Annotated in this window: 9 protein-coding genes and 3 pseudogenes; 6 read left to right on the top strand and 6 right to left on the bottom strand. The window is 51.6% G+C overall.

What is annotated here, in order from left to right; genetic code table 11:
- Positions 1-44: 44 nt before the first annotated feature.
- From AB4N92_RS26060 to AB4N92_RS26070, 3 genes and pseudogenes are all read left to right on the top strand, one after another.
- Entirely contained in the window at positions 45-1,262 is a 1,218-nt protein-coding gene (locus AB4N92_RS26060; protein WP_056859365.1) for a DUF1444 family protein, read from the top strand.
- Between the two features lie 225 nt (positions 1,263-1,487).
- Positions 1,488-1,861 (top strand): annotated as a pseudogene (locus AB4N92_RS26065) (histone-like nucleoid-structuring protein, MvaT/MvaU family).
- A 337-nt stretch (positions 1,862-2,198) separates the two neighbouring features.
- Positions 2,199-4,115: a methyl-accepting chemotaxis protein gene (locus tag AB4N92_RS26070; RefSeq protein ID WP_056859360.1), complete on the top strand. Its 1,917-nt coding sequence runs from the start codon at positions 2,199-2,201 to the stop codon at positions 4,113-4,115.
- 368 nt (positions 4,116-4,483) lie between these two features.
- Here the strand turns inward: AB4N92_RS26070 and AB4N92_RS26075 are convergent, their stop codons facing one another.
- The 5 genes and pseudogenes from AB4N92_RS26075 to AB4N92_RS26095 form a co-directional block, all read right to left on the bottom strand.
- Positions 4,484-5,623, bottom strand: coding sequence for a hypothetical protein (locus AB4N92_RS26075; RefSeq protein ID WP_460128654.1), 1,140 nt, complete (start codon positions 5,621-5,623; stop codon positions 4,484-4,486).
- A 253-nt stretch (positions 5,624-5,876) separates the two neighbouring features.
- Positions 5,877-6,968 (bottom strand): bifunctional transcriptional activator/DNA repair enzyme AdaA, encoded by a 1,092-nt coding sequence (locus tag AB4N92_RS26080; RefSeq protein WP_012723700.1) that lies wholly within the window; start codon positions 6,966-6,968, stop codon positions 5,877-5,879.
- Between the two features lie 84 nt (positions 6,969-7,052).
- Complete coding sequence (locus AB4N92_RS26085) at positions 7,053-7,889, bottom strand: isocitrate lyase/PEP mutase family protein (RefSeq protein WP_003191438.1); 837 nt, start codon at positions 7,887-7,889, stop codon at positions 7,053-7,055.
- A gap of 408 nt (positions 7,890-8,297) precedes the next feature.
- Positions 8,298-9,620 carry a chloride channel protein gene (locus AB4N92_RS26090; protein ID WP_003191437.1) on the bottom strand — a complete coding sequence of 441 codons (1,323 nt, stop codon included), beginning with the start codon at positions 9,618-9,620 and terminating at the stop codon, positions 8,298-8,300.
- Between the two features lie 136 nt (positions 9,621-9,756).
- Positions 9,757-9,902 (bottom strand): annotated as a pseudogene (locus AB4N92_RS26095) (potassium transporter TrkH); the annotation flags it as partial.
- Between the two features lies 1 nt (position 9,903).
- On the opposite strand from AB4N92_RS26095, the pseudogene AB4N92_RS26100 reads away from it, so the two are divergent.
- Both AB4N92_RS26100 and AB4N92_RS26105 read left to right on the top strand, forming a co-directional pair.
- Positions 9,904-10,329 (top strand): annotated as a pseudogene (locus AB4N92_RS26100) (methyl-accepting chemotaxis protein); the annotation flags it as partial.
- A 171-nt stretch (positions 10,330-10,500) separates the two neighbouring features.
- Positions 10,501-10,866 carry a histone-like nucleoid-structuring protein, MvaT/MvaU family gene (locus AB4N92_RS26105; protein ID WP_012723702.1) on the top strand — a complete coding sequence of 122 codons (366 nt, stop codon included), beginning with the start codon at positions 10,501-10,503 and terminating at the stop codon, positions 10,864-10,866.
- Positions 10,867-10,982: 116 nt separating this feature from the next.
- Here AB4N92_RS26105 and AB4N92_RS26110 read toward each other — a convergent pair whose 3' ends face one another.
- Positions 10,983-11,945 (bottom strand): GlxA family transcriptional regulator, encoded by a 963-nt coding sequence (locus AB4N92_RS26110; RefSeq protein WP_012723703.1) that lies wholly within the window; start codon positions 11,943-11,945, stop codon positions 10,983-10,985.
- Between the two features lie 329 nt (positions 11,946-12,274).
- Between AB4N92_RS26110 and AB4N92_RS26115 the strand changes: the two genes are divergently transcribed.
- Complete coding sequence (locus AB4N92_RS26115) at positions 12,275-12,733, top strand: hypothetical protein (protein ID WP_137201177.1); 459 nt, start codon at positions 12,275-12,277, stop codon at positions 12,731-12,733.
- Positions 12,734-12,767 lie beyond the last annotated feature (34 nt).

Here is a 12,767-nt window from a genome sequence, read left to right on the forward strand (position 1 = left end):
TTCCCGCTGTTTACAATTGCCTGCTGACAAAAAGGATTCTGTACATGCTTTTTTCCCTGCTCGACAAATTTTTCAATCGACCGCTAACTGATGAAGCATTTGCCAAAAAATTTATGGATTCGACTCGTAAAGCTGGATTCAGCGAGAATCTGAATTTTGAGAAGAACGAGTTCCGCATCCGCCATGGGGATGGATCGTACTTCAATCTCCATAATGCCTTTCGCGACTATCAAAATGCAGACAAAGCACAGAAATCCGCCGTTCTGACCGGATACGTATCGACGCTGTTAGAGGCGGGTAGAAAAACCGAGACTGTGTTTGATAATGTCAAAGCACAGCTGCGTCCGGTGATTCGCAACCTTGCCATGCTTGAAGAAATTCGACTGGAACACGCCCGTAAAAATGGCGACAAGCAGTACGATTATGTTTCACAGCCTTTGGGCCGAGACTGCGTTATTCTGCTTGCTGTCGATTCGCCCGAGTCCACTGCCACCCTTACCAATGGCCCCGAAGCACATTGGGGTGTGACGATGGAAGAGGCGGTAAAGATCTCCATCGAGAACCTGCGTGATACGACAAACGAAGCCTTCGGGGAGATTATTCCAGGCCTATACGCTGGGGAGTGGGCGGATGGGTACGACACCAGCAGGGTGTTGTTGCCAGATGTCCTTCAGCGCGTGCCAGTTAAAGGTCGGCCAGTGTTCATGGTGCCCAGTCGAGACGTCCTGATGGTCACTGGAGACAAGGACGAACAGGGAATTCGTCAGATGGTAGAGCTTGCTTTCCAGGCTCTTGAAAGGGGGCGTGCTGTCTCTACCGATATTTACACCTACGAAGGTCGCGATATCATACCGTTTAACTGTGATGATGAAGGGGTCAGCAGTCGGTTGGTTACACTGGAGCATTTGCTGCTGCAGAGTAATTATGCCAATCAGAAAGAGTTGCTCGACAAGCTCAATCTGGAAAAGGGCATCGACATCTTCGTCGCCTCCTACAACCTCTTCCAAATGGCTGACCAACCAAACCAGACGGTATCGATGAGCGCCTGGACAAAAGGTGTGCTGACGCTGTTGCCCAAGACAGATCGCGTCGCGTTGGTTGAACCTGTTGAGGGTGGGGAAGCGACAGTCAAAACCGTCTCCTGGAGTGAACTTGAATCCGAGCTTGGCGATCTGCTGGCTACAGAAGCGGGCTATCCACGTCGCTATCGGACACTGGGATTTCCTTCGGTTGAGCAGCTTAATCGCCTGACTACCTTGTGATCAGTGCTCTACTACTCTGGCGCACTGCAATGGAGGTATCGCTGAGCTGGCAAAGCAGCAGTCGCAATTTATCATTACGATACACTCCCCATTTTGATTGCTTATCCTGGTGGGAAAATTTGGGAGTTTACCGATGTGGGGTTGGTGGCTTCTCTAGCGCTACTGAGTCGGGCCGCAAGATCTGACTGACTTACTTCAGTTGGCGAGCCGCTGTGCGCGGGCAGGCTGTGGCGAACCGAGTTTCGCAAACTCGAACAAGATCTGGCTGCTCAACTGGCTGCGCTTGAGTCGATGAAATCCGATTCTGGCTTGCAGGCCGAGATGCAGTTTAGAGCAAACTACGCGGTCTGCTGGCTGAGTACGGCTACAGCCTGCGTGACGTAATCAATCTGCTTGATCCTACGGCTGCTAAGCGTGGCAAATCGGCTCCGTTGTCTGCGCCTGCAGAGAAGGGTACTCGGAAGGCACGTTCGTTGAAAGTTTACAAAAACCCGCATTCGGGCGAGATCGTTGAGACCAAAGGTGGTAATCACAAGCTGCTTAAAGCCTGGAAAAATGAGCATGGTTCGGATGTCGTAGAGTCTTGGCTTTCGAAGTGAATTACAGTTAGCAGACGCAAAGGCCCTCAATGAGGGCCTTTTTTTTCGCAGTCCGCTTTGCCATGTCAACGCTTCGTACTAGCTAAAGATCCCACCTACTCGGTACCTAGGCCCCTATCGATACACGGGTACAGGTAAAGCTTTGCTGGTTTCAGCCGAAACATTCCGAACGGAGAAAAAACTGGCTACGGCAGGCTACTACTGAACCATCCTGGGCTCTATCAGACGTCGACTTCATAGAACGTTCGCCTTGGATAGCTTTAAACAACATCTTCAAGCCCTGAGGCCTGCCATGCTTAGAAATGCTCCTTTGAGTACAAAGCTACTGCTTATTTTGATGTTTCCCCTGTTGGGCTTTCTGGTCTTCGCCGGGATTTTTGTAGCTGACAAACGAGAGACACTGAGCGAGATGAACCGAGCGGTCACCGCTACCGGCACCGCGCAGAAACTCAGTGACGTAGTAACCACTATCCAGCGTGAGCGCGGCGCAAGCGGCGTGTTTCTGGGCAGCGGTGGTAAGACGATGCAGGACAAGTTGAAAGTCTTACGCCAAGAAACCGACCGTGCGGTGAGCGCGATGCATGCGCAATCGACCGAGGGTCTTATCGCGCCTGACAAGATGCTGCGCGCAATTGATGGTTTGGCCGGACTGCGTCAGCAGGTGGACACGCTCGCAATCAATAACGGCGAGTCCGGCACCCGATTCACCGATCTTATCAAAAATTTGATCGGCTTCTCTTACTCACTGGAAACCAGCATTGAGGATCCGGAAATCCTGCGTGGGCTGAGTTCACTCAATCAGTTCGTAGACATGAAAGAGCGCTCTGGTCGAGAGCGTGTACTGCTTGGCCTGGCATTCAACCAAAACCGTTTTGATGCGCCGCTGTTGTCACGTTTCAGCCGCAACATGGGCGAGTTCTCCGGCTATTTCGAGGCCTTTCAACGCTGGGCTCCTGCCGTGTTCAAAAATAAGCTGGATGCGGTTCTACAACAGCCCGCATCCGTCGATGTAGCTCGCCTGCAAAAACTCGGATTTGATACGCCTCTAGGCGATCCGCTTAATATCAAACCCGAAGACTGGTTCAACCTTTCCACCAGCCGTATCGACATGATGGCTCAGGTCGAGGCTGAACTGGGCCAGACGGTCGTGAGCCTAGCCAATGTCGCGCGTACCGATGCCCAGCGCAGTCTGTATGTCGCAATAGCCACCGTCATTCTGATGTTGATTGCGGTGCTGTGGCTCGCTTCGGTGATTATTCGCAATATCAAAATCGCTGTGGTCGACGTGAACCGCACCCTTATTTCGCTATCCACGCGTGACCTAACTGCCAGAACCCGTTACACCGGCAGAGACGAGTTTGGCGAGATCTCGCGTAACCTGGATAACATGGCCATACAGATCGGTGAAGTGATCCGTGAGATCGGGAGTGCCACGGCGCAGGTCGCGACCGCCGCCGAGCAGTCTTCGGCTGTGGCCCTGCAAACTAGCAATAACGTCGTCCAGCAGCGTCAAGGCACCGATCAGGTGGTCACTGCCATCAGCGAGATGAGCGCCACGGTCAAAGACGTGGCGCGCAGCACTACCGACGCCGCAGAGATGTCGCAGCGCGTTAATGCCAGCACTATGCAGGGCAAGGCTGAAATCGAGAACACCATCAGCTTGATCAAAGGGCTTGAGGTTCAGGCCGAACAAACATCCCGAATCATTGAGGAGCTCAAGGGTGAAAGCTATTCCATCTCCTCGGTTTTGGATGTGATTCGTGGTGTAGCAGAGCAAACCAATCTGCTAGCTTTGAACGCTGCCATTGAGGCTGCCCGTGCCGGTGAGCAGGGTCGTGGATTTGCCGTGGTCGCCGATGAGGTGCGGAATCTGGCCAAAAAGACTCAGGATTCCACCGTCAGTATCCAGAAGATGATCGCCAATCTGCAATCCGGCTCCGACCGTGCCGCCACTTCCATGCAGGAAACTCTAGGGAAGGCTCAAGAAGGCGCGAGCAACGTAGTGCGCGCAGGGGAGTTGCTAGAAGAAATAGCCGAGGGCATCGCGACCATCAGCGACAGCAACATACAGGTCGCCTCGGCGGCAGAACAACAGAGTCAGGTTGCCGAGGAGATCCACCGCAACGTAAACGACATCAACACTCTGGTTATCCAGGTCAGCGCCGGTGCTGAACAAACCGCCGTCACCAGCCGCGAGTTAGCCCGCTTGGCCGAGCAACAGCAGGGGCTGGTGGAACGGTTCAAGGTGAACTGAGTTACAAGTTTTTTTACCGGATGCTCAAATGCCCGAGAGAATGACTTTCGGGTATTTGAGGATTGGTAGGTGAGAGGGTGACGCGCCTATAAGGGCTACTTTGCTCAACGCGATAAACGAGGCTTTTCATGACGCCGGATGAGGTCAGGCCATGGATTATCAGCCGTCCTACGGCTTTCTGAAGGACTGCTTATACCGTTCTGAGTCATACAAGGTGACTTTGGCAGACGCTTACGAACCGAGCTCCCGCGTCCCGCCGTATCTCGGCCCTGCGGGCGTCCATCCTTCACGCCTTCGGCTGTGCCAGCCTGCGCGCTCCGCTTGCGTTGGTTACTCAGTGCGATATGGTCGATACGCCAAGCAGCTCGTCATTTCTCCGATGGGGAAACCACATCTTGCCAGCCATCAATCAACTCCATATTTTGCGCAACGAGCTGGCAGGGCTTGCCAGTTGCCTTGCGACAATTGCTAAGCGCCTGCTTTCGTGCTGTCTTGAGTGAGCGCGCGCCGTAGTACCAGTAAATGCTGCTACTTTCCTTGGACATGGCCATGGCTTTCTCGGTAACGCTCTGAAGATAAGCCTCAGCGCTCGCACGGTCTTCGGGCGCCAGCTTCGAAAGCAGCAGCATTAATGCGCTGTCGTCCATGGCAGGAAGCCGGTTGCTCCTGAGAAAATCTTCGATATGAGGCTTTAAAAGGGTATTGGCCTCTTGTTTGTAGAGCGAGTGCCCATCCCTACCGAATGGGGGTAGCAGCGCCAGTTCAGCATTACCTCCCGCCGAGCGGTAGCCCGCGATCATCCGACCTACAAGATCTGGGCTGAAATACGGATCATTCTCGGCGTAAATCCAGAGCGTTGGCGTTGGGTTGCCTTTGCCAAATTTCGTGAGGTTTCGCACAAGATCAGTTTGATATAACGAGCAATTAGAGTCCGCAGAGCCCACATTTGTGTAGTGGTAAACGCCGCCAGAGATGTTAACTACCGCCGTCAATGGGTGACTTGGTTGAGCCGCGAGGTCTAGCATTGACGCTCCGCCGATAGAGATACCAACACCTACTGCCAAGGATGGATCTACATCTGGACGCTCACGCACAGCCGCCAATGCGGCGCCAAGCTCTCTGCCATGCGCATCGAGAAATCGTGCCACGTTGGGATTGGTGCAAGTTCCCCCTTCATTCATGAAGTTTCCGGTCGAACGACCATAGCCGGGCCATACAATAGATGCGGCAAGCCAGCCACGGTGCGCAAAGTCGTGAGCGATATGAGCAAGCCAATCGGCATGTGCGGCGGACGGAGATGTTGCCGCCGAGCCGTTAACAATCAGTGCAATGGGGTACTTACCCTCCTTTACGGGACGAACGATTAATGCTTCGATTTTCTCAATATGTGAGTCAACCTGGATGGGCAGTAAGAGTTGTTCTTCGCTTACCAGTGAGTCTGCACGGGGTTGGCTTGCAAAAAGCATCAGACCAAACGTGATAGTCCTGAAGCGTAGTATTGATTGCATTTAGAACGCTCGCTGATACGTTAGAAGCCAAGCTTAAACTGGTGCGACAATAGCTGATCGTAAGGTTCTGTCCAACACGTCTTGTGGTTAGCCCGGGATGTCTCATCGCGTATCACTCAATCCAGCACCGTTGGGAAATAGGTGATGTGGAATTAACCTGCTGACACGTGGGGACTTACGCCATTAGTTCTGGAGTTCGGAGGGGCTGTTTCCGGAACTCTTTAGTTGTGTCTGCATATGTTCCGATTAGCAGCTAATCCAACAGGAATTCGTCCTGTTGAGTTATCTGCAAAGCAGTCTTCTCCAAACGCAGTAAAAATTCTTTTCGGGGCTGTCCTCCGCCATATCCGGCGAGTGCTCCATTCGTCGCTATGACACGGTGACAGGGAACGATAATGGATAAGCGATTGTGTCCATTTGCATTGCCCACTGCTTGGCTTGCACCTGGCTTACCGATGGCCCCAGCGATGGCACCGTAGGTTGAAATGGTTCCATAGTCGATTTTTAAAAGCTCTGCCCACACAAGCCTGTCAAAAGAACTGCCTGGCATATGGAGCGGTACTGAAAATTTCTTTAGCTTTCCCTCAAAATAAAGTTTTAGTTGCACTTCGATTTGCTTGATGTGGAGATGCTCGCCAGGCGCAATTGAATACCCATGACGCCCACGCAGTTCGTTTAATTCAGCGGTTAGCGCTGGACGGTCAAGAAATTCGAGGAGTACCAAACCTCGTTCCTCTGCCATGGCAATCATTGGGCCCAATGGTGTAGTCAGATGGCGATAAAGCAGGAGGGACGTTTCAGTTGCCTTACCGGGGGGCATTTGAAATGTTTTTTTGAAAGCATCCCTAAAGCCACTCAATGACTCGTATCCTAAGTCAAATGCTGTGTTATCCAGGGTTTCGCCCGAAGAAATCCGGCCTAGGGCGACACCGAGCCTTCTAGAGCGCATCCATGCATGAAAAGTCATGCCAAAATTTTGTTTGAACCACCTGCGTAAGCGTAACGGATCGATACCACGCGTAGTTAGTTCAGCATCACTCCAGCGAGCGTCAGGTGATGCAGATACAGAGGCCAGTAGCCCCTTGACCCAATCTGGCGCGGAAGCCGCGAGATCTAATGGCTTGCATCGTAAGCAAGGCCGATAACCTGCAGCCATCGCTTCGTTGGCCTGCGAAAAGAACTCTACATTCTCGGGCTTTGGCTTACGTGCACCACATGTAGGGCGGCAAAAAATACCTGTAGTTTTGACAGCAGTGAAAAAAACGCCTTCATAGGCGGTGTCGCTGCATAGCATCGCATTTACCATCTCGCTTCTGGGCGGAAGAGCGTGATTGTAAGATCTCATTAGAGCGTAGCCTCGTCTTCGAATGGGTGTGAAAATCGCTTTCGAGGTGCGGAAAACAGCGGCGATTTTCATGCGGATCACAGATTAATAGGGCGAAGATAACTTTTCGCTTAGGTGTTTTTTTGCTGCCATAAGGTTATTCAGGTCGCTGTAGGTATATGCGTCCAATGGATACTCGAAAAGCTTTCCCGTTCGCAGGAAGCTCTTGGCGAACGCCTTGTTGGCGCCGCATAAGAATTCAGCAATGCTGGAACCAGCGCTTAGCCGTTTGACGCCTAGACTCGTTAATTCATCCATGCCGGGTTGGCCGTTCCAGGCAAGCAGGTTGACGGGTAGCCGCGTTGCCTCGCACAGTGTAGCAATGTCGTTTTCCTCAACCATTCCAGCCGCAAAGATGCCGTCTGCACCTGCTTGCTCGAACAGCGATGCACGGAAGAGGGTCTCTGGCAATTGTCGCGCTGGCTCTACCAAACATCTCAGATAAACGTCAGTTCGTACGTTCACGAACAAGTCTATTCCATGCTTGTTTGCTACCTTCTTTGCCACTTCGATTTTTCGCAAAATCAGATCAGTGCTGCCTGTTCCGTCCTCAATGTTGATTCCAACGGCTCCAGCCCTAACTACGCAGTCAATAACTTTAGCAACCGACTCAAGGTCGTCGGAATAGCCCCCTTCGACATCGACCGTGAGGGGGACTGTAAGCACTCGAACCATTGACTCAACTGTAGTAGTCAGCAGTTTTAGGGGAAGTTGATTGCCATCCTGGTATCCATGCGCCCAAGCAACGGCGGCGCTGCTGGTCGCGACTGCCTTACTCCCTACGCTCTCGACAATACGTGCGCTGCCAGCATCGCTCACGTTGGCGAGTACCAACAAATTATCTTGGTGAAGGTTGCGGAAAACCGCACTTAGTGGCGTCATTCAGTGGTGCCCCGGAGAGAGAAGACTGATGCAGATCGCGCTATCGTAAGCTGACTACACAGACGTCTCCACCGAGAAATCGACAGTGATTTAAGAGCTAGCGAATATAGTTTCTGCGGGCTAGGAATGGGTGAATACCTACTCAAAAGCCTGCTGAAAGACGTTGCCGTACACATCCAGTCATTGCAGGGATCGGATAGATGATTACGATCTTCTTCCATCGCCAACGCTGCACTGAAAGGCAAAGCGATGCAGGTGCATCAGTCTCGCTGGAATAAACCCAGCGATCTTTAAGGATGCATGCGGCAGGCACGTGGATCTTCTTATCACTCGTGCAGAGGACACGTTAGCGCTGCAGCATGAGAAGGATAAACTGAGCTCACTGGCTAGAACGACCACGCGGTAGGCTTATCGAGTAGGAATCTTTGGCTTAGTGGCAGGTTCTGCACTCTCGAGAAAGCCTCGCGCCAACTGCTGATACAACTCAGGGCCCATTCTTGAACTGACAGCCTTGGCGATCAGGGCTACCGCCATGAGACTGATCACCATGCTGTGGCTATTAATCATCTCCATCACAATGATTGCGGAGGTGATTGGCGACTGAGTAACGGCAGCCAGAAATCCGACCATGCAGAGTGCAATAGTGGGCTGCGCGGCCAGATGGAATAGCTCTGCGGTATTGGCGCCGACTGCGGCCCCTACAGCGAGCGAGGGGGCGAAAATACCTCCTGGAATACCAGAGAAGTAGGTCACTACGGTCGCTAAGAAGCGAGTAATGGGGGCGTGCCATGGCAGGACTACATCGGATGCGATGACCTGAGAAGTAATGCCGTACCCACTACCGAACGACATTCCGCCGCTCAACCAACCTAAGATGGCGACGACCAATCCACAGATGCCGGCAAACCACACCGGGTGCAGGCGCCGCCATTGCCAGATGATGAAGTGTGGATGCCGCTGCGGCCATAACAACATTCGACTAAACAAACCACCCAATAGCCCGCATCCAATTCCTATGACTAATGCCGGGACGACAATGTCGAGGTTTATGTCCTGAATGCCGAAGTGACCGAAATAGTTGTAGTTTCCCTGCAAGGCAATGGCAACCATCCCAGAGAGGATAATGGTGCTGAGAAGAACCCCGCTGGTACGGGTCTCCAGCTTGCGTCCAAGTTCTTCTACCGCGAATGCGATCCCTGCCAAGGGCGTGTTGAATGCTGCCGCAATACCCGCTGCACCTCCCGCCAGAATGAGATCCTCGCTGCGCACGATTCGCGCATTGGGCAGGAAGCGGTGAAAGAATTGCATGATGGATGCGGCAACTTGCACTGAGGGGCCTTCACGCCCCGCCGAAAAGCCGCCCGTCAGCGCCAGAGTTCCAAGGCTTATCTTGGCGAAAGCAATGCGCAATGAAACCAGTCTGTTAATGGGCTTACCTTGACGCGCAAGTCGTGTTGCTGCGATTACCTGAGGAATTCCGCTACCTTGGGCGCCCACAAAAAAGCGCGTTGTCAGCCAGACTACGAGCATGCCGATCATTGGGGTGTAAACAAGCGGAAGCCACGCTCGCTCAGCGGTCTGTTGAGCAAACTGCGCCAAGGCCATGTCTGCCAGCCTAGCGAAAGCCACCACCAGCAGCCCAGCAATGGTTGCTGCAATCCATAGCGATACCCTGGTGCGCCAGCGTATGGAGGCGAAGCCTCGGCGTAACAGCATTATCGGCTTGATCACCCGAGGAGCTCCTCTTGAAGTCGCTGTATTGACCGCAAGACTAACCAAATAAGCAGCTCGTTCCAAACAGCTTTGGCGGAGTCGCTCGACAGGATTTTTTTCGCGCCCATGGGTATTCACCTATTCATTGATAGGACTAATACCTCCAAAAAACCGGTTTTACGAGTACCAGGACGGTGAGTATCTCCAGCCGTCCCAGCAGCATGCCAATGGTAAGCAACCATTTTGCAGCGTCAGGTAATGACGAGAAGTTACCAGGGGGCCGATGATTGTGCCTAAGCCTGAGCAGGGTCGAGGATTCGCGGTGGTCGCCGACGAGGTCAGAACTCTGGCCTCGCGCACACAAAACTCCACTGAAGAGATCCGCCGGATTATCCAAGAGCTGCAACTGGCAACAGGCGACGCCGTCGAGCAAATGAAAACGGGAAAACTGCGCGCGCAGGAGTGCATCGAATCCGCTGATCAGGCCTCTACCAGCCTGGATGCAATCAATGACGGCGTTGAGCAAATCGTAGGAATGAACACCCAGATAGCCAGCGCGGCGGTTCAGCAGCACGCCGTCTCGGAGGATATAAATCGCAATGTGACCGAGATTCGTAACGGTAGCCTTGCATTGATGGAGGGGATAGAGGACAACGCTGTGACTGCGGAAGAACTCTCGCTGCTGGCTGGGCAACTGCGTACTGTCGTTTCGCGTTTCAAGCTGTAACGCGACAGAAGGGGAGCTCAACTTGTTGCCTCCCTCCAGCTTTTGCTTACGCTCCTACCGATAGCGCGTTAACACCCAGCATTTTATAGGGGTCTAAGAGTTGAGTCTTCTCCTTCCTGCGAGTGTCTATTCTCTCGTAACGTGACAATACTAATTACTCAGGAAACTCCCATGTCCAAACTCGCAGAATTCCGCCAGCTAGAAAAACACCTCGCCGAACAGCTCCAAGCTCTCGAAGCCCTCAAGGGGGATGCAGGCCTCAAGAAAGAAATCGAATTCGAAACGAAGCTGCGCGATTTGCTCGCAAAATACGGCTACAGCCTCAAGGACGTGATCAACCTGCTTGATCCGCAAGCCGGTCAACGGGCTCCAGTAGCCGAGTCCAAAGTGGGCAGTCGCAAGCCTCGCCAGTTGAAGGTTTATAAAAACCCTCACACTGGTGAAGTCGTCGAAACCAAGGGTGGTAACCACAAAACGCTTAAAGATTGGAAATCCAAGCACGGCGCCGCGACAGTTGAGTCTTGGCTGAGCAAGTAATCACCTTCTGCAAGGAGGCCCTTATGGGGCCTTCTTGCTCACAATTTTACTGTGCGGGATCAGCTATAACGCTCGTTGACGAGTAATATCAGCAGTCTGATGGTCAGACCGTACATTCATATGGTTGACTTAAATCTTTGGCGATACTCACTTGGAGTTACGCCAAAAAACTTCCAAAATTTCCTTATCAAACTTGCCTCATGTCCCAGTCCCGTCAAGTGTGCGATTTCCTTGAGAGGGCACTCGGTGCTCACCAGCAAGTGACGTACGGCATCAACTCTTAGTTTTTCGACCATCTTGCTCGGGGTCTGCCCTGTTGTTGTCCTGTACCTTCTTATGAAGGTACGCTCGCTCATATGCATTCGCTTGGCAAGCGCCGCGATAGACAAGTCTTCTACAAGGTTTTCATTTACCCATGCATGCAGATCAGAAAAAGTGCAACTTCTGGTTTGCAAATCTAAGCTAGAGCTAAACTGACTCTGGTCACCAGGCCTCTTTAAGAATACGACTAAGTGCTTCGCGACTTTCAAAGCTAAAGCGTGCCCTAAATCAGCTTCAACAAGTGCTAAGGCTAAGTCAATACCTGAGGTGACACCAGCTGACGTCCAAATGCGTCCATCGTTGACAAATATAGGCCCACGACGAAGTAAAACATCTGGATGAGTTTTCTCAAGTTCATCATACGCAGACCAGTGGGTTGTAACTTTGCAGCCTGAGAGCGCTCCGGCTGCGCCTAGTCCAAACACTCCTGTACAAACGGAGACCAGACGCGTCACTTTCTCAACGTGAGCCTTAAATACAGCGCTAAATTGGGGATGTTTACAGAATTCGTATATGCCTAACCCACCAGGAACGATTAGCGTATGTGGGGCTAGTGAGCTCTCATCTAGAAGGGCGGTGTGGATATAGGTATCAGGAAGCAAAGCGGCTACGCTATCAAGCGAAACCATCGATAGATGGTAGGGCGGAGCTTTCGGATCTGAAAAATAGTTGGCTGTTGAAAATACTTCTAGAGGGCCGGCCAGGTCGATCAAATTAGCTTGGGCAAAAGCGATGAACTGAATCGTTTTAGTTAGCATTCAGCGGATTCCTGCGCACCTATGTAGTGCGCATGAATCCATTTTTGGCGTGAATCGTCAACCTGTTGTCATTTTTTTCGGACGAAATGATAGCGTATTATGATCACATCGCCACCTTCCTTGAGCCAACGTTAGATTGCAAAAACGGATTCTTTTAACAGTGTTATCGGTTTTAGACACGCATATGATCTGGATTGCGCGTAAATACATCTTCAAAGCGAGGGATAGTTAGCCATAAAATTTTGGTTCAGCTTCAGCGCGCTCGTCGTCATGGAAGACAAGAAAATAATAATTTCATGATAGTCAACGAACTCTGCTGGTTTCCTATAATGCCTAAATTAAAAAAATATATAGAAGCAACACAAAAATGCGAAGAACTTACCATGCAGATGGTAGAAGATGTAGGTGGGATTGTTTTTTCAGTGCGGGCGCTTGAGCATACCTTTTTGCTCGCTAATCTTGAGGTGGAAAAAGCTGCGCAACTCGACGTAAGTGATACCAATAAAACTACCTCGTTGCCTTCCTATATGCTTGCTAGAGAGTTGAAGAAACTGAATTTTTCACTTGAAGCATTGAAAACGTCTATTAAGCGTAACATCGGCGAAAGCCTTAGTTATCTCAATTCACTTACAGCCAATCTCGAAATGGAGATTCCGGATGACCCGGATGATCCGCTTTGGGAGGCATTTCGTGACTATAAGAAAGTGTTGATTAAAAGTGTCCGAACCTTGAAGAAGCTTGATGATGAATTATTTAATGCGGAAATTAGTCTTGTCGACGAATCGTGACGAAGCGCACTAGCATGCGAGCTACTTCCGTATC

This window comes from Pseudomonas sp. S3_A09, assembly GCF_054668065.1.

Bases quoted from the DNA above. Each gene is read 5' to 3' on its own strand.
- AB4N92_RS26070 (WP_056859360.1), top strand. From the start codon at position 2,199: ATGTTTCCCCTGTTGGGCTTTCTGGTCTTCGCCGGGATTTTTGTAGCT.
- AB4N92_RS26115 (WP_137201177.1), top strand. From the start codon at position 12,275: ATGCCTAAATTAAAAAAATATATAGAAGCAACACAAAAATGCGAAGAA.
- AB4N92_RS26110 (WP_012723703.1), bottom strand. From the start codon at position 11,945: ATGCTAACTAAAACGATTCAGTTCATCGCTTTTGCCCAAGCTAATTTG.
- AB4N92_RS26080 (WP_012723700.1), bottom strand. From the start codon at position 6,968: ATGAGATCTTACAATCACGCTCTTCCGCCCAGAAGCGAGATGGTAAAT.
- AB4N92_RS26075 (WP_460128654.1), bottom strand. From the start codon at position 5,623: ATGCAATCAATACTACGCTTCAGGACTATCACGTTTGGTCTGATGCTT.
- AB4N92_RS26060 (WP_056859365.1), top strand. From the start codon at position 45: ATGCTTTTTTCCCTGCTCGACAAATTTTTCAATCGACCGCTAACTGAT.
- AB4N92_RS26085 (WP_003191438.1), bottom strand. From the start codon at position 7,889: ATGACGCCACTAAGTGCGGTTTTCCGCAACCTTCACCAAGATAATTTG.
- AB4N92_RS26105 (WP_012723702.1), top strand. From the start codon at position 10,501: ATGTCCAAACTCGCAGAATTCCGCCAGCTAGAAAAACACCTCGCCGAA.